Origin of the sequence: Pontibacter sp. FD36, from assembly GCF_015686655.1 — a bacterium.
Classification (GTDB): Bacteria; Bacteroidota; Bacteroidia; order Cytophagales; family Hymenobacteraceae; genus Pontibacter.
Map to the genome: position 1 here is coordinate 534,408 of NZ_JADPMP010000001.1, position 21,227 is coordinate 555,634.

Annotated in this window: 18 protein-coding genes; 15 read left to right on the forward strand and 3 right to left on the reverse strand. The window is 46.7% G+C overall.

Going from position 1 to position 21,227, the window contains the following annotated elements:
• The first annotated feature begins 1 nt into the window (after position 1).
• From I0P70_RS02330 to I0P70_RS02380, 11 genes are all read left to right on the forward strand, one after another.
• Positions 2 to 1,828: a cbb3-type cytochrome c oxidase subunit I gene (locus I0P70_RS02330; RefSeq protein ID WP_196114577.1), complete on the forward strand. Its 1,827-nt coding sequence runs from the start codon at positions 2 to 4 to the stop codon at positions 1,826 to 1,828.
• 5 nt (positions 1,829 to 1,833) lie between these two features.
• Positions 1,834 to 2,910, forward strand: coding sequence for a heme A synthase (locus I0P70_RS02335; protein WP_196114578.1), 1,077 nt, complete (start codon positions 1,834 to 1,836; stop codon positions 2,908 to 2,910).
• Positions 2,910 to 3,806, forward strand: a complete 897-nt coding sequence (cyoE, locus tag I0P70_RS02340; RefSeq protein WP_196114579.1) for a heme o synthase — start codon at positions 2,910 to 2,912, stop codon at positions 3,804 to 3,806. The genes I0P70_RS02335 and cyoE overlap by 1 nt, the downstream gene beginning before the upstream one ends.
• 3 nt (positions 3,807 to 3,809) lie before the next feature.
• Complete coding sequence (locus tag I0P70_RS02345; RefSeq protein ID WP_196114580.1) at positions 3,810 to 4,400, forward strand: cytochrome c oxidase subunit 3; 591 nt, start codon at positions 3,810 to 3,812, stop codon at positions 4,398 to 4,400.
• A gap of 24 nt (positions 4,401 to 4,424) precedes the next feature.
• Complete coding sequence (locus I0P70_RS02350; protein ID WP_196114581.1) at positions 4,425 to 5,171, forward strand: cytochrome c oxidase subunit 3; 747 nt, start codon at positions 4,425 to 4,427, stop codon at positions 5,169 to 5,171.
• 74 nt (positions 5,172 to 5,245) lie between these two features.
• Positions 5,246 to 5,593, forward strand: coding sequence for a cytochrome C oxidase subunit IV family protein (locus tag I0P70_RS02355; RefSeq protein ID WP_007659388.1), 348 nt, complete (start codon positions 5,246 to 5,248; stop codon positions 5,591 to 5,593).
• Positions 5,594 to 5,604: 11 nt separating this feature from the next.
• Positions 5,605 to 6,273, forward strand: coding sequence for an SCO family protein (locus I0P70_RS02360; protein ID WP_196114582.1), 669 nt, complete (start codon positions 5,605 to 5,607; stop codon positions 6,271 to 6,273).
• On the forward strand, positions 6,251 to 6,805 hold the full coding sequence (locus I0P70_RS02365; RefSeq protein ID WP_196114583.1) for a DUF420 domain-containing protein: 555 nt from the start codon (positions 6,251 to 6,253) through the stop codon (positions 6,803 to 6,805). The genes I0P70_RS02360 and I0P70_RS02365 overlap by 23 nt, the downstream gene beginning before the upstream one ends.
• 32 nt (positions 6,806 to 6,837) lie before the next feature.
• Entirely contained in the window at positions 6,838 to 7,110 is a 273-nt protein-coding gene (locus I0P70_RS02370; RefSeq protein ID WP_370583171.1) for a hypothetical protein, read from the forward strand.
• 329 nt (positions 7,111 to 7,439) lie between these two features.
• The gene (locus I0P70_RS02375) at positions 7,440 to 11,093 is read left to right on the forward strand and encodes an ATP-binding protein (protein WP_230391938.1); all 3,654 of its coding nucleotides are present in this window, start codon (positions 7,440 to 7,442) and stop codon (positions 11,091 to 11,093) included.
• Positions 11,090 to 14,572, forward strand: a complete 3,483-nt coding sequence (locus I0P70_RS02380; RefSeq protein WP_196114585.1) for a hypothetical protein — start codon at positions 11,090 to 11,092, stop codon at positions 14,570 to 14,572. The genes I0P70_RS02375 and I0P70_RS02380 overlap by 4 nt, the downstream gene beginning before the upstream one ends.
• Here the strand turns inward: I0P70_RS02380 and I0P70_RS02385 are convergent.
• On the reverse strand, positions 14,569 to 15,306 hold the full coding sequence (locus tag I0P70_RS02385; protein WP_196114586.1) for a LytTR family DNA-binding domain-containing protein: 738 nt from the start codon (positions 15,304 to 15,306) through the stop codon (positions 14,569 to 14,571). The genes I0P70_RS02380 and I0P70_RS02385 overlap by 4 nt on opposite strands.
• Entirely contained in the window at positions 15,303 to 16,106 is an 804-nt protein-coding gene (locus I0P70_RS02390; RefSeq protein ID WP_196114587.1) for a sensor histidine kinase, read from the reverse strand. The genes I0P70_RS02385 and I0P70_RS02390 overlap by 4 nt, the downstream gene beginning before the upstream one ends.
• A 474-nt stretch (positions 16,107 to 16,580) precedes the next feature.
• On the opposite strand from I0P70_RS02390, the gene I0P70_RS02395 reads away from it, so the two are divergent.
• Positions 16,581 to 17,702 (forward strand): hypothetical protein, encoded by a 1,122-nt coding sequence (locus tag I0P70_RS02395; protein ID WP_196114588.1) that lies wholly within the window; start codon positions 16,581 to 16,583, stop codon positions 17,700 to 17,702.
• Positions 17,703 to 17,797: 95 nt separating this feature from the next.
• On the opposite strand, the gene rfaD is transcribed toward I0P70_RS02395, so the two are convergent.
• Positions 17,798 to 18,763 (reverse strand): ADP-glyceromanno-heptose 6-epimerase, encoded by a 966-nt coding sequence (rfaD, locus tag I0P70_RS02400; RefSeq protein WP_196114589.1) that lies wholly within the window; start codon positions 18,761 to 18,763, stop codon positions 17,798 to 17,800.
• 108 nt (positions 18,764 to 18,871) lie between these two features.
• On the opposite strand from rfaD, the gene I0P70_RS02405 reads away from it, so the two are divergent.
• From I0P70_RS02405 to I0P70_RS02415, 3 genes are read left to right on the forward strand one after another with little or no spacing between them, the layout of a single operon-like run.
• Positions 18,872 to 19,768 (forward strand): ABC transporter substrate-binding protein, encoded by an 897-nt coding sequence (locus I0P70_RS02405; protein WP_196114590.1) that lies wholly within the window; start codon positions 18,872 to 18,874, stop codon positions 19,766 to 19,768.
• Positions 19,765 to 20,772 (forward strand): iron ABC transporter permease, encoded by a 1,008-nt coding sequence (locus I0P70_RS02410; RefSeq protein ID WP_196114591.1) that lies wholly within the window; start codon positions 19,765 to 19,767, stop codon positions 20,770 to 20,772. Before I0P70_RS02405 ends, I0P70_RS02410 begins: the two co-directional genes overlap by 4 nt.
• Entirely contained in the window at positions 20,773 to 21,189 is a 417-nt protein-coding gene (locus I0P70_RS02415; RefSeq protein ID WP_196114592.1) for a 6-carboxytetrahydropterin synthase, read from the forward strand. It abuts the gene before it with no gap.
• Positions 21,190 to 21,227: the final 38 nt, after the last annotated feature.

Genomic DNA, 21,227 nt, shown 5'->3' on the forward strand with positions numbered 1-21,227 from the left:
AATGTCGAGTACAGATATCTCTCTAAATAAGGATGTTCATCACGCTCACGACGAGCATGATCATCATCATGACCAAAACTTCTTTGAGAAGTACATCTTCAGCCAGGACCACAAAGTTATTGCAAAGCAGTTTCTTTTTGCGGGTATCTTCTGGGGCTTTGTAGGTGGCTTCCTATCTATTATTTTCCGTCTACAACTTGGCTGGCCTGAAGCTACTTTTACTTTTCTAGAGCCAATCTTGGGCAACTGGATCGTAAATGGTAAGCTAGACCCGGAATTTTACCTGGCATTGGTAACCATGCACGGTACCATCATGGTGTTTTTCGTGCTAACGGCTGGCCTGAGTGGTACTTTCAGTAACTTCCTGATTCCGCTGCAGATTGGTGCCCGTGACATGGCATCTGGTTTCATGAACATGCTTTCTTTCTGGATTTTCTTCCTGGCAAGTGTGATCATGTTTATTTCCCTGTTCATTGAGACAGGCCCTGCAGGTGGTGGCTGGACAGTATACCCTCCACTAAGTGCGCTTCCTCAGGCAATTTCAGGCTCAGCTATGGGTATGACACTGTGGCTTGTGAGTATGGCACTGTTTATCGTGTCTCAGTTGCTTGGTGGTGTAAACTACATTACAACTGTCATTAACCTTAGAACAAAAGGTATGTCGATGACGAAGTTGCCCCTTACTATCTGGGCCTTCTTCCTGACTGCTATCTTAGGTCTACTTTCATTCCCGGTTCTGTTCTCTGCTGCATTGCTATTGATCTTTGACCGTAGCTTCGGCACAAGCTTCTATCTTTCTGATATCTATATCGCTGGTGAGGCTCTTGCACATACTGGTGGTAGCGCGATCTTGTTCCAGCACTTGTTCTGGTTCCTTGGTCACCCAGAGGTATATATCGTAATCCTTCCAACATTCGGTATTGTTTCCGAAGTAATCGCTACTAACTCTCGTAAACCAATCTTCGGTTACAGAGCCATGATTGGTTCGATGTTAGGTATCTCATTGCTATCATTTGTAGTATGGGCGCACCACATGTTTGTGACAGGTATGAACCCGTTCCTGGGATCAGTCTTCATGTTCCTGACACTAATCATTGCAGTACCATCAGCGGTAAAAGTATTTAACTGGTTGGCTACGCTTTGGAGAGGTAACATCCGTTTCACAACTGCTATGATGTTTGCGATTGCCTTCGTATCGCTCTTCATCTCGGGTGGTTTGACAGGTATTATCCTGGGTAACTCTGCATTAGATATACAGTTGCACGATACATACTTTGTAATTGCTCACTTCCACCTTGTAATGGGTGCGGCTGCTTTCTTCGGTATGTTCTGCGGTATTTACCACTGGTTCCCTAAAATGTTCGGTCGTATGATGGACGAAAAGCTAGGCTTTGTTCACTTCTGGTTAACATTCCTGTCTGCTTACCTGGTATTCATGCCAATGCACTACATCGGTATAGCAGGTTTCCCAAGAAGATATTACTCTTGGACAGGCTTTGATGCATTCAATACATTTACTGACCTGAACAGCTTTATCAGTATCGCTGCTATAATGGGCTTTGCTGCGCAGTTGATCTTCCTGTTCAATTTTATCTACAGCATCTTCAAAGGTCGTCGTGCTACTGCTAACCCATGGCACTCAAACACACTGGAGTGGACAACACCTGTTAATCCAGGACACGGTAACTGGCCTGGTGAGATCCCAACAGTATACAGATGGCCTTACGATTATAGCAAACCAGGTGCTGCTGAGGACTACATCCCACAGAACGTACCTTTCTCTCAGACGCAGTCTTCGAACCTGCCGTACGAGAGGGATTTAGAATAGCTTAAATGACAGATAAATCTTTTCCATACAAAAGGTTTAGAAATATTGGAGTACTTACAGTGTTAGCTGTGTACTTTCTAATATTAGTTGGAGGAATCGTGCGAAGCACGGGCTCAGGAATGGGATGTCCGGACTGGCCCAAGTGTTTTGGCAGTTGGGTTCCTCCAACTGATGTTAGCCAATTGCCAGACGATTATCTGGAAGTCTACAAAGAACAGCGTGTAGAAAAAAACAAGAGACTGGCAGGGTTTCTGGATAACATAGGTTTTGACAAAGCAGCAGGCGAACTGAGAGATCACCCGCTTCAACACATTGAAACAGATTTCAATGTGACGAAAACGTGGATAGAATATATCAATCGTTTGGTAGGGGCTGTGATTGGAATATTGATATTCCTGACAGTGCTTTATGCTATACCTTACCTGAAAACAGACAAGCCTGTTTTCTACCTCTCATTCTTAAGCTTTGTACTAGTTGGAATACAGGGGTGGTTGGGCTCGATAGTCGTGTCTACAAACCTGCTACCAGTAACTATTACAATCCATATGGCGCTGGCGCTGGTGCTTGTAGCCTTACTGCAGTATGCGGTGATTCGTTCGCAGTCTGCTTTTATCGTACCACGATTTGATGCTTCGAAGCAAATGTTCTTTGTTATTGGGCTGGTAGCTGCTGCTACTTTTGTTCAGATACTAATTGGAACACAAGTGCGTGAAGAAGTGGATATTGTTGCCTTCGAAATGAATGGTAGCAACAGGGATCTTTGGGTAGACCAACTTGGTTCGAGTTTTTATATCCACCGATCTTTTTCAATCCTGTTACTGGTGCTTCATCTTTATATGGCTTATTTAATCTATAAGCTACGAGATCGCCAGTTGAGTATGATGACGAACTGGATGCTAGTGTTACTGGTTGCTGAAATAGCTTTTGGGGTGATTATGGCTTATTTTGCCATACCAGCTTTCCTGCAACCGTTGCACTTGACGATAGCTACCTTACTATTCGGCGTTCAGTTCTTGATATTAATTTTTTATTACTACGCCTCCAAAAAGGCGGTTGAAAAACCGGTAGTGGTTCTTAGCTAATGATTACAGATAGATCAGAATCGGTACTGTCTCTAGCCAATATGGCACAAAAGGCATCAGCATATTTTAAGCTTCTGAAGTTTAGATTAAGTTTTACAGTAGCTTTCTCAAGTGCTATAGGCTATATACTAGGACATCCGGGTGGAAGTTGGATACAGATAGCATTAGTCATGCTGGGTGGGTTAATGGTCACTGGCGCAGCCAACATTGTGAACCAGATACTGGAAAAAGACCTGGACAAGTTAATGAAGCGCACTGCTAACAGGCCGCTTCCAACCAATACACTGAGTGTAACTGAAGCAACTATTTTTGGCGCGCTGATAGGAGTTGGCGGTTTATTTATTTTAGCGAGCTTCTTTAACACATTGACAGCAGCTATTGCCTTGTTGTCACTCGTTCTTTATGGTTTTATATATACGCCGCTTAAGCGTATCAGCCCTATCAACGTTTTTGTTGGTGCTATACCTGGAGCATTACCGCCATTGATCGGTTGGGTAGCCGCAACAGGCGTAGTGAGTGTAGAGGCCTGGATTTTATTCGGCATACAGTTTATTTGGCAGTTTCCACATTTCTGGGCAATTGCCTGGGTACTGGATGAAGATTATAAGAAAGCAGGATTCAAAATGCTTCCAATGGAAGGTGGTAAGAACCTGAAAACTGCTTTTCAGATTATGATCTATACCCTTGTGCTTATTCCGCTAAGCTTACTGCCGCTGCAGTTTGGGATGACTGGTGCAACATCAGCGCTGATCGCTGTTATATGTGGGGTGTTGTTTCTGGCTCAAACGTTCCATCTTATGCGCACTTGTACCAACAAGGCGGCGATGAACATTATGTTTGGGTCCTTTTTGTATTTGCCTATTGTGCAGATAGCTTTCGTTTTAGATAAAATTTAGGATATGGATATGGTTGCCAAATCATTGGGAGAGGAGAACAACACAGGAGGAGTACATCCATTAAAGTTTACGCTGTGGTTGCTTATTATTAGTATAATTATGATGTTTGCAGCCTTTACGAGCGCTTATTTGGTGCGTCGTGCAGAAGGCAACTGGCTCGAGTATGATCTGCCAAACATCATGTTGATCAATACAGTAATTATTGCTTTAAGCAGTGTTACGATGCAGCTTGCCCATAATGCTGCAGCTCAGGATAATATAGCAAAACTACGCCTGATGCTGTATTTGACTTTCGGATTAGGAATTGCTTTTCTGTTCGGACAGTGGAATGGATGGGCTGAGTTAGTTAATAACAATGTGTTCTTTGGAGGAGAGTCTAGTAACCCTTCCGGTTCATTTATGTATGTACTAACAGGTGTACATGGTTTTCACCTGATCACTGGTCTCATTTATGTGGCGGTGGTAATTGTATCAAGTCTACGTTACAAAGTTCACTCGAAGAGCATGCTGCGTATTCAGCTATGCACCATTTATTGGCACTTCCTGGGTGGCCTTTGGCTGTACTTGTATCTATTTTTGAGATTAAATCACTAAACACGTTTTTTTCAATACTAAACTATGTCTACATCAACTACGCTGGAAGCACCTAAAACAGGTACATGGGATGGTGGTAATGAACCACTAAAAGCGAGCTATGGAAAACTCATGATGTGGTTTTTCCTACTTTCTGACGCCTTTACTTTTGGTGCACTCCTGATTGTTTATGGCCTGTCTCGTCACAGTCATCTTCCTTACACTGGAAGTCCGGATGACTTTACATTCTCAACTGAATGGTGGCCAATACCGGAGAAAGTTTTTAACGCCTTCCCTGGATTCCATGGAGTAGATCTTCCATTGGCGTTTGTGGCCCTGATGACCATGATCCTCATTTTGAGTTCTGTTACCATGGTATTGGCAGTAGAAGCTGGTCATCGTATGGATAAGAATGATGTACAGAAATGGTTGATGTGGACGATTCTTTTCGGTGGCATTTTCCTTGGTTGCCAGGCTTGGGAGTGGGCTCACTTCATCTCTGGTACTGACGAGGGTATGCTGTTGGCAGATGGTACACGCATCTTTGGTGCTAACCTGACCATGAATCAATATGGTCCGCCTTTGTTTGCCGACTTGTTCTTCTTCATCACTGGTTTCCACGGTACGCACGTATTCTCTGGTGTTGTATTGTTGGTCATGGTGTTTATTAACACAGTGAATGGTGTATACCACAAGCGTGGCCACTACGAAATGGTAGAGAAAGTTGGTCTTTACTGGCACTTTGTAGACTTGGTTTGGGTATTCGTATTTACCTTCTTCTACCTGATCTAATTTATAAATCATAAACTATCACAGCTGCAGTTCCGCCTGGTGCGGGACTGCCTCTCTAAAACATAAAGTATACTATGGCAGCTCATTCGGATCACTCCAACGATCTTCACCAGACAGGTGAGATACCAAAAGCGCAGACAAAAGTTATCTGGAAAACATTCTTTATCCTGGTAGCCTTAACTGCAGTAGAGTTCCTTTTCGCCTTTACAATGGACGCAGGTACACTTCGTAATGCGATCTTTATAATTTTGACCATCTTTAAGGCGTTCTACATTGTAGCGGAGTTCATGCACTTGAAGCACGAGTCCAAAGCCTTGATCTGGTCTATCCTTATACCTATGGCCCTGGTTATCTGGCTAATGGTGGCTTTGATTTCAGAAGGCAGCTATTACTTCGATTCGATCAGAAATTACTTCAACTAAGTACACATATTATGAGTAACTCAAAGGCACTAATATTAGGTATCCTACTATTAGTGCCTCTTCTTATTTTTATATTTATCGGAAGCTTTGGCGAGCACCACTACACGCTCCGTAAATATTTTCCTCAGGTTACCGCTACAGGTGAGGTACAGCGTGATGCCAAAGGGGATACACTCTTCAACCAAGTGCCTGCTTTCCAACTCACTTCACAGCAAGGTCAGGCAATTTCTCAAAAAGACCTGGACGGTCATATCTATGTAGCTGACTTCTTTTTCGCGACTTGTCCCGACATTTGCAAAGCAATGTCTTCGCAAATGGTGCGTGTGCAGGAAGCTTTTCAGGATGAGGAACAGGTAAAACTCGTGTCCTTTACTGTTAATCCTGAATATGACACCCCTGAAGTACTAAGCGAATACGGTGACCGGTATGGAGCTGACCCGGCTAAGTGGTATTTCTTGACAGGTGACCGTGATAAAATCTATACCTTAGCTCAGAAAGGCTTCTATTTGCCTGTTATGAAAGTAGAAGGCCAGCAGGACTTTATTCATAGTGAAAAATTTATGCTGGTAGATAAAGACAGGTATGTCCGCGGGATATATGATGGTACTGATAAGGAGGATGTGGATCGCCTGATTCTGGAAATTAAAGTTCTTTTAGATGAATACAGCAAATCAAAATAGCCCGGCGGCTGGCAGTGACAAGAAGTTCTTAATACTGATTGCCATTTTATCGATTGCTATACCTGTGGTTGTGGCTATGCTTTTCTTTATGCCAAAGGAAGGCTCAAGCAGTGTGGATGTATCTTTCCTGCCTACGCTCCATGCAATACTGAATTCTTTAACAGCATTTGCTTTGGTTATTGGCTATTACAACATTCGTAAGGGAAATATCAGAGTGCACCGTAATGCCATGGCAACTGCCTTTGGCCTGTCGGCTGTATTTCTGGTGTCGTACGTGACTTACCATTTTTTGGGGGAGCGCACAATATATGGAGGTGATGGCTTTCTAAAGCTATTTTACTACTTTATTCTTCTGACACATATCGTTCTTGCTGTGGTGATTGTACCGTTGGTACTGCTTTCCATGTATTTTGCTTTGTCAGAGCAGTTCGTACGCCATCGTCGTATATCAAAATGGACGTTCCCAATCTGGCTTTATGTAGCCATAACGGGTGTACTCGTGTATATTTTGATTTCTCCGTACTATAGTTAGAACCAGGAACATTTAACACTTGTTTTATGATCATGAAGCGCCAATTATCTAAAATATTTATCCTCGGCCTGATGATGCTTACGCTAAGTCTGGTATCTACAGAGGCCTACAGCCAATGTGCCATGTGCCGCGCCACGGTTGAGTCAAATGTTGGTACTGGTAGTACTGATTCAGACTCTCAGGTAGGAGCAGGGTTGAATACTGGAATCCTATACCTGATGCTGATACCCTATGTACTGGTAGGTACAGTAGGATTTCTGTGGTATAAAAGCAGTCAAAAAAAGAAAGCCGCTAAAACCGCATAAGCACTGAATATCAAAGTAGCATACTTTGCTAATCTTTATTCGAAGCAGCGACTATTTTCAATTCATATCATGAACCACATGCAGGCAGCAAGTCTTGCATGTGGTTTTATTTTGTCATCAAATTTTTTGGTGTGAAATTTGATCCGGTTTTGGTCCGGATTACACACTTCTTCCGGAATTAAACATGCCTTGAGGCTGTTAGTTACATTTTAGCTGCCTAAAGGTCATGCTCTTATAACACGAAATGCTTAAATTCGTGGGTAATCCATGCTGCTTTGAACCGTAATTTTGCGCCAATACTCTTATTTGCTCTTGCTGTGCTGTGCTTTATGGCGACAGCTTTTTTGCATTATAAGGTACCGGCTTCCTGGCTCCAAGCCGATAGAGAGCAGACGCAGCAGCGTATAACACAGCGGGTTCAAGCCCTTTTACTGGATGCTCACCAGGAGTCTGTGCAACTCGGTGAACAGCTACAAACAGGCCGAATAAGCTTCTCAAAACTTCTATCCAAAACACACTACCCCACTTTTGTCTATAAGAATGGTCGTTTGCTGTTCTGGTCTGACCATACTGTTATACCAGACCTGGACATGCCCCCGACAGCTCGACATACATCTACTATTCGTAATAGTTACGGCACCTTTGTGGTCATGCCCCATCGGGTGCATGATTATGACATCTTCACTTACATTCCGCTTCAGATAGATTATGGTATAACAAATGACTACTTGTCGTCGGGCTTGCAGAAAAGTATTTTTGGGAAAGCAGACGTTCGGCTTGTGCTTGATAACCCAGGGCAGTTGCCACAGGTTAAGACCAGTGAAGGTGAATTCCTGTTTGCACTCGATCACGGGTCTGATAGAATTGATTCTGGGTTTGATGACATCCAACTTATTCTGCTCACCTTAGGGGCTGTTCTTTTTGTTTGGTTCAGCATTTCATTAAGCAAAATCTTCTTGGAACGTCAGCGCTATACCCAGGGTATAGCGCTTTTACTGATCCTGCTGGTTGGATTCAGGCTTGCGCTCCTGTTGCTCAATCTACCTTTTCTGATAGTAGAAACAGAGCTTTTTGATCCGCGCCTTTATGCTGCGTCATTTTGGTCCCCTTCAGTAGGTGATCTGGCACTGAATGTACTGCTGCTTGTTACGGTCGCCTGGGCTGCTTATTACTTGTTTCACAAAAATGAGGTATTAAACACCGTTAAAGCGTATTCGGCTGACAAGAGTAAAGTAATACTTGGGGCTTCCATGTTGGGGTTTTTTGTGTTGCTAGCCATTTTATTCCGCTTTTACTATGGCATATACCACAACTCTCCGCTAGCACTCGATATTAACCAATCTATTGCGCTGGAGCGGTATAAATTGGTAATGTACAGCCTGATGTTCCTGCACACGGTGGCGCTGAGCCTGTTTGGCTATATGTTGGCTTCTATAGCCAATGTGTTGTTGCGCAAGTCAAGTGGCTGGTGGTCCTATAAGGTTCTGCTGGGAGTTACCGTCATACTTACCTTGCTGGCTCTGGTATTGGATATGCGTTGGCTGCCCGTGCTTCTGATAGGCTTCGTTTTCTGGATTGTGATTCTGTTGGCGGCACAGCACCGGCAGGCAATCAGTTTACCATACCGCACTTACCTGTTTTTCTTTCTCATCATCGCAGTAAGTAGTTTGACAGGGGCAGCCTCGCTTTACACACACTTCCAGAGCGAGCTGCTAGCCTACAAGCAGAAGTTCGCTTTTGACCTGATGCAGGGCAATGATGTGCTGGCTGAGTATCTGCTGGAAGAAGACGTAGCAGTTCGGGTGTCTGAAGACGCCCTTATACAATCCAAGATGAAGGGGCCTTATGTTGATGCCTACTTCATTAAGCGCAAGATATCCCGTCAGTTTCTCCCGGACTACTTTGACAAGTATGAAGCGAATATTCTTTTGTTTGACAGTCAGGGGCGTACACTCGAAAGTGCTGATACCACAGCTGCTACATTGGATGAGCTAAGGCAAAAATATGCTGTACCACAGAACAGAACCGAGTATGATAATCTATACCTGGTCAATGATCCTGCCCGTCCGCATACCCGCTTTTACCTTAAGTTGATTGAAGTACCCCTGGGTACACAGTTGTACGGAACGATTGTGCTGCAATTGAGCCTCAAAGAGCTGCTTCCGAATAGCCTGGTGCCTGAGCTGTTAGCAGGGCAACAGCACCAGCAGCCTTTTAGAGCCGATATCCTGAGTTACGGAATTTATGAAAAGGGCAGGCTCACATATAGCGAAGGTGAATTTGATTATGCCACCAACTTCGATAGGAGCGAATTGGAACGAAGTGAACTGTACCGGCAGGGAGCAACCGAAGAGGGCTTTCACCACTTAGGTGTTAAAACCGATTACGGCCCGACCGTGATTATCACGACTAGTAAGTATGGAGCCCGTGAAGTACTCTCTAATTTTTCTTTTCTGTTCCTGTACTTTACCGGCTGCCTCATTGTGTTGGCGGTGCTTTACATACTCCTGAACCGGGAGCGACTGCGTGATTTTCAGCCCAACTTCAGTACCAAAATCCAGCTTTTCCTGAACTTCGGTATCCTGCTGCCCCTCATGCTGGTGAGTATCGTAACGGCTAGCCTGGTGACCGGCTCTTACAAGAAAGACCTGCTTTCGTCTTACGAGAAAAAAGGCGAGGCCATTCAGGACCATCTGAGCAGACCTACCACGCTGGAAGTGCTGCCCGACCGCAATCGCCTGCTGCGCCGTGTTGCCTCCATTGCAGCTTTATCGGAGGCTGATGTGAGCCTTTATGATCGTAACGGACGCCTGTTGGTAACAAGTCAGCCGTTAATTTTTGAATCAGGGCTGCTCTCCAAACTAGTAAATCCACACGCTTTTGCGGCTATATCAGAGCGACAGGCTTTGCGTGTTCTCCTCGATGAGCATGCAGGTAACCTAAGTTTCAATGCGCTATACCTGCCACTTCGTCCTGACAATGATCCGGAGAAGTTGATTGGCTTTATAGGTATACCTTTCTTTGACTCAGAGCGACAGCTGGACCTGAAGCTGATCGAGCTGATTACGACAACGATGAATATTTTCACTGTCATGTTCATCGTGTTTATCATCCTGACCTTCTTTGCTTCCAGAGCCCTGACGGTGCCGCTTCGTATGCTGGCCGAGAAGTTGAAACATACCTCCCTGACCGGCAAAAACGAAATGCTGGCCTATGAAGGGGCTGATGAGATCGGGATGCTGGTGAATGAATATAACCGCATGCTGCTGACACTGGAGCAGAACAAGGTAGAACTGGCAATGCGTGAAAAGGAAGCAGCTTGGCGGGAAATGGCGCGGCAGGTGGCGCACGAGATCAAAAATCCGCTTACCCCGATGAAGCTTTCGCTGCAGTACCTCCAGAAGGCTATTGCAGAGAAGAACCCGAACACGGAGCAGATGATCAACAAGATCTCGCATACGCTGATCACACAAATCAATATTCTCAGCGATATCGCCACCTCGTTTTCCAACTTCACTTCCATGCCAGAGCCGAAAGCCGAGTTGATGGACCTGGGGGCTGCCCTGCACAAAGCCGCCGACCTGCACACAAATCCGGCATCTGTGAGAACGAAGCTGCGTATGCCTGAAGAGCCGGTGATGGTTATGGCCGACGAGGCACTGATGGTACGTACGTTCAACAATTTGCTGCTGAACGCCATACAAGCGGTGCCTGCCGACCGGAAGCCTGTGATCAAAATAGACCTGAAGGTGGATGGGAATAACATGGCGCTGGTGTCTATAGCTGATAATGGTAGCGGTATACCTGCCGAGATTCAGCACAAAGTATTTATACCTAACTTTAGCACCAAGTACACAGGCTCAGGTATAGGCCTGGCTGTTGCCAAAAAAGGAATTGAGAACGCAGGTGGTCACATTTGGTTTGTGACAGAAGAGGGAGAGGGGACGACGTTTTACATTTCTTTACCGCTGGCCACCGCATGATTCGAGGGTTGATCACCGGCATCTTGCTGTTGCTGCTGAGCCTGCCTGCGCTGGCCCAGGCTCCTGTGAACAACCGGCACTGCAAGTGGCTATACCTCACCGACTATCCCCAACAACTCGATACACTGACGATCGATGTCAATACTATCACATTTGTAGGTCCCCGCAAAGACCAGTTCAAATTTGACTATAACTACTATACCCACGAGTTTAAACTGACCGAATTTCCGGCGCCTGCTTATCAGATCATGGATACGCTCGGAACGGTGGTGCCTATACCTGACTCGGTGCTGGTATGCTATAGAACCTTGCCACTGAGTCTAGCCAAGCCTGCTTATCGCCGCGACATCATGAAGCTGGACCGGAGTCCGTCGTCACAGGAATTCTACAAAGAGGACTTTGCCCAACGGGAAGAAATTTTTAAAACTCCTGGACTCAACAAAACAGGTAGCATATCACGCGGCATTTCCTTCGGTAACACGCAAAATGTATTTGTAAACTCGGCGCTGAACCTGCAGCTGGATGGTAAACTGACAGATGATATCAGTATTACAGCGGCCATCACCGATCAGAACATACCTTTTCAGCCTGAAGGGAATACGCAGCAGCTGAACGAGTTTGACCGGGTATACATTACACTCAAGCATAAGCAGTGGCAGCTGTCGGCAGGGGATGTGGTGCTCCGTAGTAAGCCATCTTACTTCATGCAGTTTTATAAAAACGTGCAGGGCGGCGCATTCGAGACTACTTTTGGCAAATCACCGGATAAACTGGGTACTACCACTGTAGCCGCCTCGGTGTCGAAAGGCAAGTTTGCCTCACAGGCTGTAGAGGCATTGGAAGGCGTGCAGGGGCCCTACAGGCTGCGCGGCCCCAATAACGAGCGATTCATCATTGTGCTGGCTAATTCGGAGCGCGTATTTCTGGACGGCCGCCTGCTGACCCGTGGCTTCGATTTTGACTATGTGATTGACTACAACCAGGCCGAGATCACCTTTACCACCCGCCACGTCATTACCAAAAACTCCCGTATTCGGATAGACTTTGAGTACTCCGACCTCAATTATAGCCGCAGCATCTACCACGCCAGCCACTACCAGCAACTTGGCAAAGTGCAGGTATACGCAAACTATTACAACGAATCCGATAACCCAAACAACCTGCTGCACCTCGACCTGCGTGATGACGAGAAACGCCTGCTCGCAGGTATAGGCGATAGCCTGAACATGGCCGTTACTTCAGGAGCGACGCAGGTGCCTTTTGATCCGGCACAGGTGCTCTACGCCCAGCGGGATACATTGGTAAACGGTATACCTGAGCAGGTATATGTGTTCTCCAGCAATCCGGATTCGGCAATATACAATGTGCGGTTTTCAGAAGTAGGGGCGAATCGGGGCAATTACGTGGCTGCTAGCAATGCAGTGAATGGCAGGGTATACCGATGGGTAGCACCGGTCAATGGCGTGCCGCAGGGCAACTATGCACCTGTGCGTATTCTGCCCACGCCTCGTAAGAAGCAGCTGATCACGCTGGGCGGTAACTATGAACTGGAGAAAGGGGTTAATTTCTTCCTGGAAGGCGCCGCTTCGCAAAATGATCTCAATCGCTTCTCCCGTCTCGATGCCATGGATGATAACGGGGCTGCCATGCGGGTAGGTTATGCGATACAGGATCGACAGCTTTCTTTCCTGGGCAAATACCGCCTCAACAGTACGCTCAACTATGAGTATACCGACGTGAACTTTGAACCCATCGACCGTTATCGTCCTATTGAATTCGATCGTGACTGGAGTCTTGACAATCCGAATCAGAAAGCCGAAGACCATATCTTTAACTTCTCAGTAGGAGCAGTGCAGGACCCGCAGAACCTAGTGAACTACCGCATCAGCCGTCGCTACCGTCACCAGCAGGTTGATGGTACGCAGCACCAACTGGACTTGAACCGTGAGTTTGGCAAGCTGGAACTGCGTAACAGTTTCTTCATGCTGCACAGCGACCAGTCCACCCGGGAATCAGAGTGGTATAGGGGTGACGTTGGGGCAAGGTATAGGCTGGGTAAAGTTGAGCCTGGCTATATGTACCGCTTCGATAAGAACAAACTTACCGCTATCGGCAGTGACTCTGTGACGGGTTCGGCTATGTACTTTGACGAGCATGTGCTTTTTGTGGAGAGTCCTGATACCGCCAAGACACGCTTTCGGGTGGACTACAGCTACCGCACCGACCTCCGCCCAACGGCAATAGGAGAGATGGGAGCGCCGGAAATAGGGCAGACCTACAATGCCATGCTCCAGCGCAGGTATGGCCGCGACAGCGACATCGCACTGCAGGCTACTTACAGAAATCTGAAGCTTGAACAGGGGCAGGATGAGGAAACTGTACAATCGCGCATAGACTGGAACACCTCTTTTCTGGACGGCAGCTTCCGCTCTGAGATGAGCTATTCAGTAGGTACAGGCCGTGAACTGAAGCGTATCTTCGTGTTTCGAGAAACCATGCCGGGTCAGGGCACGCACTATCTCCGGGAAGGCGGCAACCCCAATGACCTGAACGATTACCTGGAGGCACAGACAGTGGACCAGCGCCGTTTCATCAAAGTATTCCTGCCGACGGATGAGTATATAAACGCCTACACCAACCGCTTCACTTATCGTCTGAATAGCAACGTACCCCGCAGTTGGCGCAGTGCTGAAGGCTTCAAAGGCTTTATGGCCAAGTTTTCAGCCCTCAGCTTTGTGAGCATCGACAAGAAGACGACAGATGATGAGGTGATGAACCGTTTTAATCCGTTCAGCGAAGATTTTGAAGATGAGTTCCTGATCTCATTGGTGAAGTCGCTTCGCAATACGCTCTACTTTAATCGGAGCAATCCAAAGTATGGCTTGGAATACACGGTGCAGCAGAATCAGCAGAAATCGCTATTGGCAAACGGTACCGAAACCCGCAGTGTGGGTAATCACCAATTGATTGCCCGTCTGAACCTGAACGAAGTACTGAGCTCCAAGATCAGCCTGGCTCAGAACGTGCGTGACAACCGCTCTAACTTTCTGAACTCGAAAAACTTCAGTATCGTGTCACAGGAGCTTACGCCGGAGCTGGCTTACCAACCTAACGCGAAACTGCGTTTTACAGGCACCTATCAACTGGCCTTGCGCGAAGACAAACTTTCACCAGCCGATGCAGAGCAGCAGGCCACTTTTCATGAACTGGGCCTGGAAACAAAGTTGAGTCAGGTCAGCAAGCGTACCGTTTCAGGACTTGTTCGTTGGGTGAATATTGAGTTTGATGGCGATATGAACTCCTATGTCGGATACGAAATACTCAACGCACTGCGTCCCGGCAATAACCTGACCTGGTCTTTCAATGTGCAGCAGCGTCTGAGCAACGGGCTCAACATCTCACTCAACTATGACGGCCGCAAAGCCAATAGTGTGGGTGCAGTGCATACGGGCCGTACACAGGTATCGGTACTATTTTAATTCACGCGCTTGCTTTTCAGCAGTTTTGCATTGATTATATCCAGCAAAGCAGTTCGGTAGCTCGATCCCATCGGCACCACATCGCCAGTATTCAGCACGATCTGGTTGCCTTCTACGGTTTTGACTTTGGGCAGATGCACGATGAAGGATTTGTGTACCCGGGCAAAATCGGTAGTGGGCAGGTGCTCTTCAACTTCTTTCATGCTCAGGTAGGTAGTCAGCTTTTCGTTAGCAGTCTGGATACGCACGTAGTTTTGCATCGCTTCTACATAGCTTATCTCCTCGAAGTTCACCCGCACAAACTTGCCTTTCACATCCGTTTTGATGAAAAAGTAGCTGTCACTCTGCTCTGCAGCAGGTATAGCTGGTTTTGGCTGCAGACTCTCCTTTACTTTGGTTACACCCTTCAGAAAGCGCTCGTAGGAGATGGGCTTGAGTAGAAAATCAACAGCATTCTTCTCGAAAGCCTGGTAGGCATAGTCCGGGTATGCAGTTGTGAAGACCACGGTAGTGCGGCTGTTGATGAGCCCGGCCAGGTCAACGCCCGAAAGCTGTGGCATGTCAACGTCCAGAAATGTGATATCCGCTGTTAGCTGCCCTGAAGCAATTGCATCGAGGGCTTGCAGTGGGTTTTCCTCTGCCCCGATCAGTTGCAGGCCAGGTGTGTTTTGTATATACCTGGACAGTACCTCGAGCGCATGGCGCTCATCATCTACTACATAGCATGTGATCATGTCAGCTTTATTTTAAGGTGCACGGCGTGTCGTTGTTCGTCCTCGTCTATTGTCAGGGTATAGTCCTGTTCATCATAAAACTCACGCAGGCGGGTTTTGGCATTTTGTATCCCAATGCCATACCCGCGACCACCATGGTGCTTGCGCTTTTTGTTGGAGGTACTGAAGTGAAGCGTATCCTGTTGATTCGCGACTGAAATACAGGCAGTTTGTGTCGGGTCGGTAAGGTCACCATGCTTGAAGGTGTTCTCCACAAAAGTGAGTAGGAGCAGCGGCGGAATTTTGCCCTGTAGCCTGCCGCTGCACTTCATTTGTAAATGGAGTGGATAGCTAAAGCGAAGCTGGTTGAGGGCAATGTACTTTTCGATGTGCTCCACTTCATGCTGCAGGTCCGTTTTTCCGTCATCGTGTACCCGCTGCAAGGCATAGTGCATTACCTCTGAGAGTAACAACACACCTTCTGAAGCTTTTGGCGATACATCCTGCACCGAGTTGTAAATGAAGTTAAGCGTATTGAAGAGCAGGTGCGGACTAATCTGGGCTTGTAGCAAAGCGTTCTGAGAGCGTACCAATCCTTTTTCAAGTTCAGCTTTTTCACGCTCAGCCTGTAGCCCTTCCAACTCCATCTGATTGATGCGCTTTTGGTTCTTGATGGTCTGACGTAAAAACCAGTAAGCCGTGCTGAAACTCAGGAAATAAAAGCAACGCCACGTAGCCCGAAGATACCATATTTTGTCAGGATTAAATTCCCGGGGAACATCACGGAATGGATTGACCAGCTTTTCTATGCCAAACTGCATAAGGAGGTAGGCACCTATAATGGCAGGGACTAAAGCCAATAATAGCAGTAGTTTATTATACCGAAGTGTATTGTGTAGTACAACATGTGCGAAGAAATAAAAAAGGCTAATATTTAAGGTATACCAAATCATCCACTCCCATAGGGCGGTAATGTTAGGATTGATGAGTGTGACAAGCGATACTTCATAAAAGATGAAGACAGCCCAGCCCAGAACATGGTATAAAAAGTGACGGTATTTTACGCTTTTAAGCATCCCTAAAACAACGCATTACTTTGCTAACACGCAACACCATTCATCTACAGCAAAAGACTGTTTGTGTAATATTCTTTCCTCTTTATATAGTTATTTCTATCTTTAGTATAGGTTGGTTGAAAAAGAATAGTGTAGGCTTATGAGGTATAACCGGTGAGCCTACCTATACTTCCTCTGATCTTCAGCAATTACTGTTATCAAGCATACCTTCTACTGCCAATGAAACAGCTTATCCCGAAGAAGTACCTCCTGCCTTTACTCTGCTTATCTTTTCTGTTTTCTTCCTGTAAAAAAGAGCTTGAAGAAGTTGAGGTGGATCCCGTTGTTGCTTGGGAAGCGCATCAAAAGTTCTTGTATAACCAGCGGTTTATTGCCAATCTGCATGCTGCTGAGGCTGAAGACAGGTTGCAGGTTTTAGGCATGTACATATTCTCTAGAATATCCCATGCAAGGAAGGGGGCTCAGGTGAGTAATTATGTGCACCCTTTCAGAGACCTGTCACACTACAAGTATCCTATGAACTCCAATATATTCACAGGAGCAGAAGATGGCATTTTATATTTCAGATCAGTGAGCGATCCGGTGACTAGTGGAGCAAACCTCAGAATGTATGCTAAGGAAATTGATCCTGATTTTCTTGAGTTTGAACTGGTAATGTCTAACGCGCTGGAAAGCATGGCTATCTCAGAGAACAATGTTGCTCTAGTGCCATACAGGTATGCGAATGAGAAAACCGGAAGATCTAGTCTGCGGTATTTTCTGGTGAAGCTAGGGGTTGACAAATCCAATCAGAGTTTTAGTAAGATAGTGTTGGAGGAGATTAAGATACTTACACCTGCTCAAGAAGGTGGCTTTGTCCGGTATATGCGTTCACACCAGAATAACTTTTATGTTGCCACCGACTGGGGATTCTATAAGATAACGGAAGAAGGTGAAATTGATTTTCAGATGCCGGATCAGGTAGCTTATGCAACTTTTGAGCATAAAGGCGACCTCTATGCCATTGCCAGACATGGAAGACAACAAACACATGCTTTGTTCCGATCTGTATCCGGACAATCCTGGTCTTTGGACGCGCATACCGGGAATGCAGCGGAGTGGTTCAACTATATTGCCATCAGCGACGACGTAATACTGGCCTTTCGTAATAGCCAGATATTTGAGGTGGAAGTAGGTATAGATAAGCTGCAGTTAAGAGAACTTGCCAATACCGGCCTGGTAGGCCACATGATTACTGCTATAGCTAAAGTGAAGAACAAAATATACATTGGCACCCAGTCTGGTTTGTTCAGCAAAGCAGCAGAACATTTGCTGACTTATAAAGAAGAAGAGAAGAAATAGCGACTGGAGTAAGGCTAAAAACAAGGCCCCGCCTATGAAACCATAAACGGGGCCTTGCTATACCTACCGAACCTTAAATCATTCAGCACGCATCACTAATAATACTTTCCCTCCATTAGGTAATTCTGCACATAATCCTTCACACCATCTTCTAAGGTATAGAATTCCCGGTTGTAACCGATAGAGCGGAGTTTACTCATGTTCGCTTCTGTGAAATACTGGTAGTTGTCGCGCAAGTTCTCCGGCGTATCCATAAAGTCGATATTAGGCTCTATGCCCATGGCATCGAATGTGTTGAGGGCCAAGGCCATGAAAGTACGGGCCTTGCCAGACCCCAGGTTGTAAATACCGGAATTTTTGCGGTGTTGCATCAGGAACATGCATACCTCTACCACATCCTTCACATACACAAAGTCACGCATCTGCTCACCGTCGGCAAAGTCGGGGTGGTGTGAGCGGAAAAGCTTCATGCTGCCTTTTTCCTTGATCTGGTTGTAGGCATGGAAAATAACGGAAGCCATTTTGCCTTTGTGGTACTCGTTAGGGCCATATACGTTGAAGAACTTCAGACCTGCCCAGAAGAAAGGCTTCGCGGTTTGCTCCAGTGCCCATATATCGAAATCGTTCTTAGAATCACCGTATGGATTAAGCGGCTTCAGCAAAGGGATAGTAGCTTCTTCATCGTCGTAGCCGAGGGTGCCAGAGCCATAGGTAGCCGCTGACGAAGCGTATACCAGCGGGATCTGGTATTCGCAGCAGGCGTTCCATACCTGTTTGGAGTAATTGAGGTTGAGGAGGTCAAACACATCTTTGTTAAACTCCGTGGTATCGGTGCGTGCTCCCAGGTGGAAAATAAACTCTACCTCTTCGTAGTTTTCGTCCAGCCACTCAAAGAAACCGTCACGGTCTACATACTCTTTTATCCTTTTACCCTTCAGGTTTCCTTCTTTTTTGGCGACAGAGAAATTGTCCACCACCACGATATCATTAAAATTAGCTGCGTTGAGCCTGCTCACAAGGCAACTTGCAATAAAGCCGGCAGCACCAGTTACAACGATCATAATTCAGTTTTATAGGCTGTAAAGTAATATTGCGTTAAATTTACGAAAATAAACGGAGCCGAGGCGTACACCACCTGCTGCTCATTCAATCAGAAACCGATCTATACCTTGTATCCATACCTGAACAAGTTTTTGGCAGTATGCCTGCTGCTCTTTTGCTGCGCTTGCAACCCCGAAAAAAAAGAACAGGCAGGGGAGGAACTGGTACTGCAGGACGACCTGGGACGTGATATTAAATTAAAGAGACAGCCAGAACGCGTGATGGCTTTTGCTTCCTCCATGACCGAGATGCTCTTTGCTATTTGCGATACGGCCTCTATTGTCGGAAGAACTCCCCAGTGCGACTACCCGGCGGAGGTATACAGCAAGCCTGTCGTAAACAATTATCCGGTCGACTTAGAACAGGTGCTGGCTCTGAAGCCTGACCTGATCTTTACAGTGGAAGGTATAACCCCGCTGGATATGGCAGCCCGATTGGAAGAACTAGGTATACCGGTGTACTATCAGAAATACCGCAGCGTGGAGGACATTCTGAAAGGTATAGAGGATATCGGTCGCATCATGGACCGTGAGCAACAGGCAAACCACCTGGCCGACTCATTGCGCCAGCAAGTGCAGGAGATAGAGCGCAGGTATAGCGGACAGCCACAACAGCAGCGGGTGCTGACCATTACCTGGAGTGACCCGATCTATGTATACGGCCAGAACACGATCCTGACAGACCAGTTGCGCATACTCGGCGCCCAGAATGCCGTAAAGCAGGTATTTGATCAGCCTTATCCGGCCCTGACCCGGGAGTACATTCTCAAACTAAACCCTGATGTTTTATTGGGAGGGAGTATCGAGCGGCTAGAGCGAGAGTTTTTCAGCCTGTACCCGGAGCTGCGCAAAATTGCCGCTTACCAAAACAAGCGTATCTATGCGCCTACCGGCAACCTGATCGAGCGGCCGAGCCCACGGGTAGTCGAGTCGATCCGTGAACTTGAAAGCTTCCTGTACCCATGAGCAATTCCTTATACTTTGTAGGGGCAATTCTGCTGATCCTGGTAACACTGGTGTTTGGGCTTCAGGTGGGTACCTTCGAGGTGGACTTGGCTACTGTTTGGCAGGCCGTTTTCCACTACGATCCCGATAATACGACCCATTTCGCTATTACGCATCTTCGGCTGCCCAGGCTCTTGCTGGCACTGGTGGTAGGGGCTTCGCTGGCTTTTTGCGGTTACCTCATGCAAGCCATGGTGAACAATGGGCTGGCCGACCCATACCTGCTGGGTACTGCTTCAGGGGCCTCTTTGGGAGCTGTCATCGTGTTCTTCGGCTTTGTCGAAGTGTCGATCGGAGGTTTTTACATGCCGCCGGTGTTCGCACTAATAGGCGCATTTGTGGTGACGCTGGTAGTAGTGGTGCTCGGTTACCGAAAGCGCCAGCTTATACCTGCGCAACTGCTATTGGCAGGTATAGCCATTAGTTCGCTGGTAACGGCTATGGTGGGGCTGCTCACTTTTCTGTCTGATTCAGAAGGAAAGCTCAAGTCTGTTATATTCTGGTCAATGGGTAGTTTTGAAAGAGCCAGCTGGACGCTGCTGCCATACCCAGCTACGGCACTGCTAGTGGCACTTTTGCTCTTTGCTTTCCTACAGAAGCAGCTTAACATTTTATTGCTCGGAGCCGACCGGGCACAGGCTCTGGGAGTGAACGTGGCGCAAACCCGTTGGGCCATTTTGGGTACTGTTTCTATCGTAACAGGCTTTGCAGTGGCTACCTCCGGACCTATTGGTTTCGTGGGCCTCATCATTCCGCACGTTACCCGGGGGCTTATGGGAGCGACTGGTAGAAGCAACCTGCTTTTCTGTGCTTTTGTGGGTGGTTTGTTCATGCTGCTCTGCGATCTTCTGTCCCGTATTTTATATCCGCCGGCCGGCCTGCCAATTGGAATCATTACATCGTTCTTTGGTGTTCCTTTCTTCGTATATTTGCTGTCCCAAAAGAATTATAAGTTTAGCAGTTAAATGATTTACGTAAGCAGATTAGAGCATTTCAATGCAGCCCACAAGCTGCACAACCCGAACTGGTCGTTGGCAAAGAATAAGGAGGTTTTCGGGCCATGTGCGAATACCAACTGGCATGGGCACAATTATGAGCTGATCGTGACCGTAAAAGGAAAGCCGGATCCTGACACCGGCTTTGTGATTGACCTCAAAAAGCTGAGCACGCTCATCCGTAAGCACATCATCGAGAAGGTAGACCATAAAAACCTCAACCTTGATGTGGCTTTCATGGAAGACAAGCTGGCCAGCACAGAGAACCTGGTGGTAGAGTTCTGGAAGATTCTGGAGCCCAAAATCGCCGAAATTTCCCAAGCCAAGTTACATAGCCTCAAATTATATGAAACCCCGCGTAACTACGTGGAGTATTTTGGCGAATAAGCAATCATAGCCTTTTGGCTATACCTGTTCCGTTGCTT

Coding starts and splice junctions, on each gene's coding strand:
- I0P70_RS02395 (WP_196114588.1), top strand. CDS start 16,581: ATGAAACAGCTTATCCCGAAGAAGTACCTCCTGCCTTTACTCTGCTTA.
- rfaD (WP_196114589.1), bottom strand. CDS start 18,763: ATGATCGTTGTAACTGGTGCTGCCGGCTTTATTGCAAGTTGCCTTGTG.
- I0P70_RS02365 (WP_196114583.1), top strand. CDS start 6,251: ATGAATACAGCAAATCAAAATAGCCCGGCGGCTGGCAGTGACAAGAAG.
- I0P70_RS02350 (WP_196114581.1), top strand. CDS start 4,425: ATGTCTACATCAACTACGCTGGAAGCACCTAAAACAGGTACATGGGAT.
- I0P70_RS02375 (WP_230391938.1), top strand. CDS start 7,440: ATGGCGACAGCTTTTTTGCATTATAAGGTACCGGCTTCCTGGCTCCAA.
- I0P70_RS02390 (WP_196114587.1), bottom strand. CDS start 16,106: ATGCAGTTTGGCATAGAAAAGCTGGTCAATCCATTCCGTGATGTTCCC.
- I0P70_RS02360 (WP_196114582.1), top strand. CDS start 5,605: ATGAGTAACTCAAAGGCACTAATATTAGGTATCCTACTATTAGTGCCT.
- I0P70_RS02330 (WP_196114577.1), top strand. CDS start 2: ATGTCGAGTACAGATATCTCTCTAAATAAGGATGTTCATCACGCTCAC.
- I0P70_RS02335 (WP_196114578.1), top strand. CDS start 1,834: ATGACAGATAAATCTTTTCCATACAAAAGGTTTAGAAATATTGGAGTA.
- I0P70_RS02370 (WP_370583171.1), top strand. CDS start 6,838: ATGAAGCGCCAATTATCTAAAATATTTATCCTCGGCCTGATGATGCTT.
- I0P70_RS02345 (WP_196114580.1), top strand. CDS start 3,810: ATGGATATGGTTGCCAAATCATTGGGAGAGGAGAACAACACAGGAGGA.
- I0P70_RS02410 (WP_196114591.1), top strand. CDS start 19,765: ATGAGCAATTCCTTATACTTTGTAGGGGCAATTCTGCTGATCCTGGTA.
- I0P70_RS02385 (WP_196114586.1), bottom strand. CDS start 15,306: ATGATCACATGCTATGTAGTAGATGATGAGCGCCATGCGCTCGAGGTA.
- I0P70_RS02380 (WP_196114585.1), top strand. CDS start 11,090: ATGATTCGAGGGTTGATCACCGGCATCTTGCTGTTGCTGCTGAGCCTG.
- cyoE (WP_196114579.1), top strand. CDS start 2,910: ATGATTACAGATAGATCAGAATCGGTACTGTCTCTAGCCAATATGGCA.
- I0P70_RS02355 (WP_007659388.1), top strand. CDS start 5,246: ATGGCAGCTCATTCGGATCACTCCAACGATCTTCACCAGACAGGTGAG.
- I0P70_RS02415 (WP_196114592.1), top strand. CDS start 20,773: ATGATTTACGTAAGCAGATTAGAGCATTTCAATGCAGCCCACAAGCTG.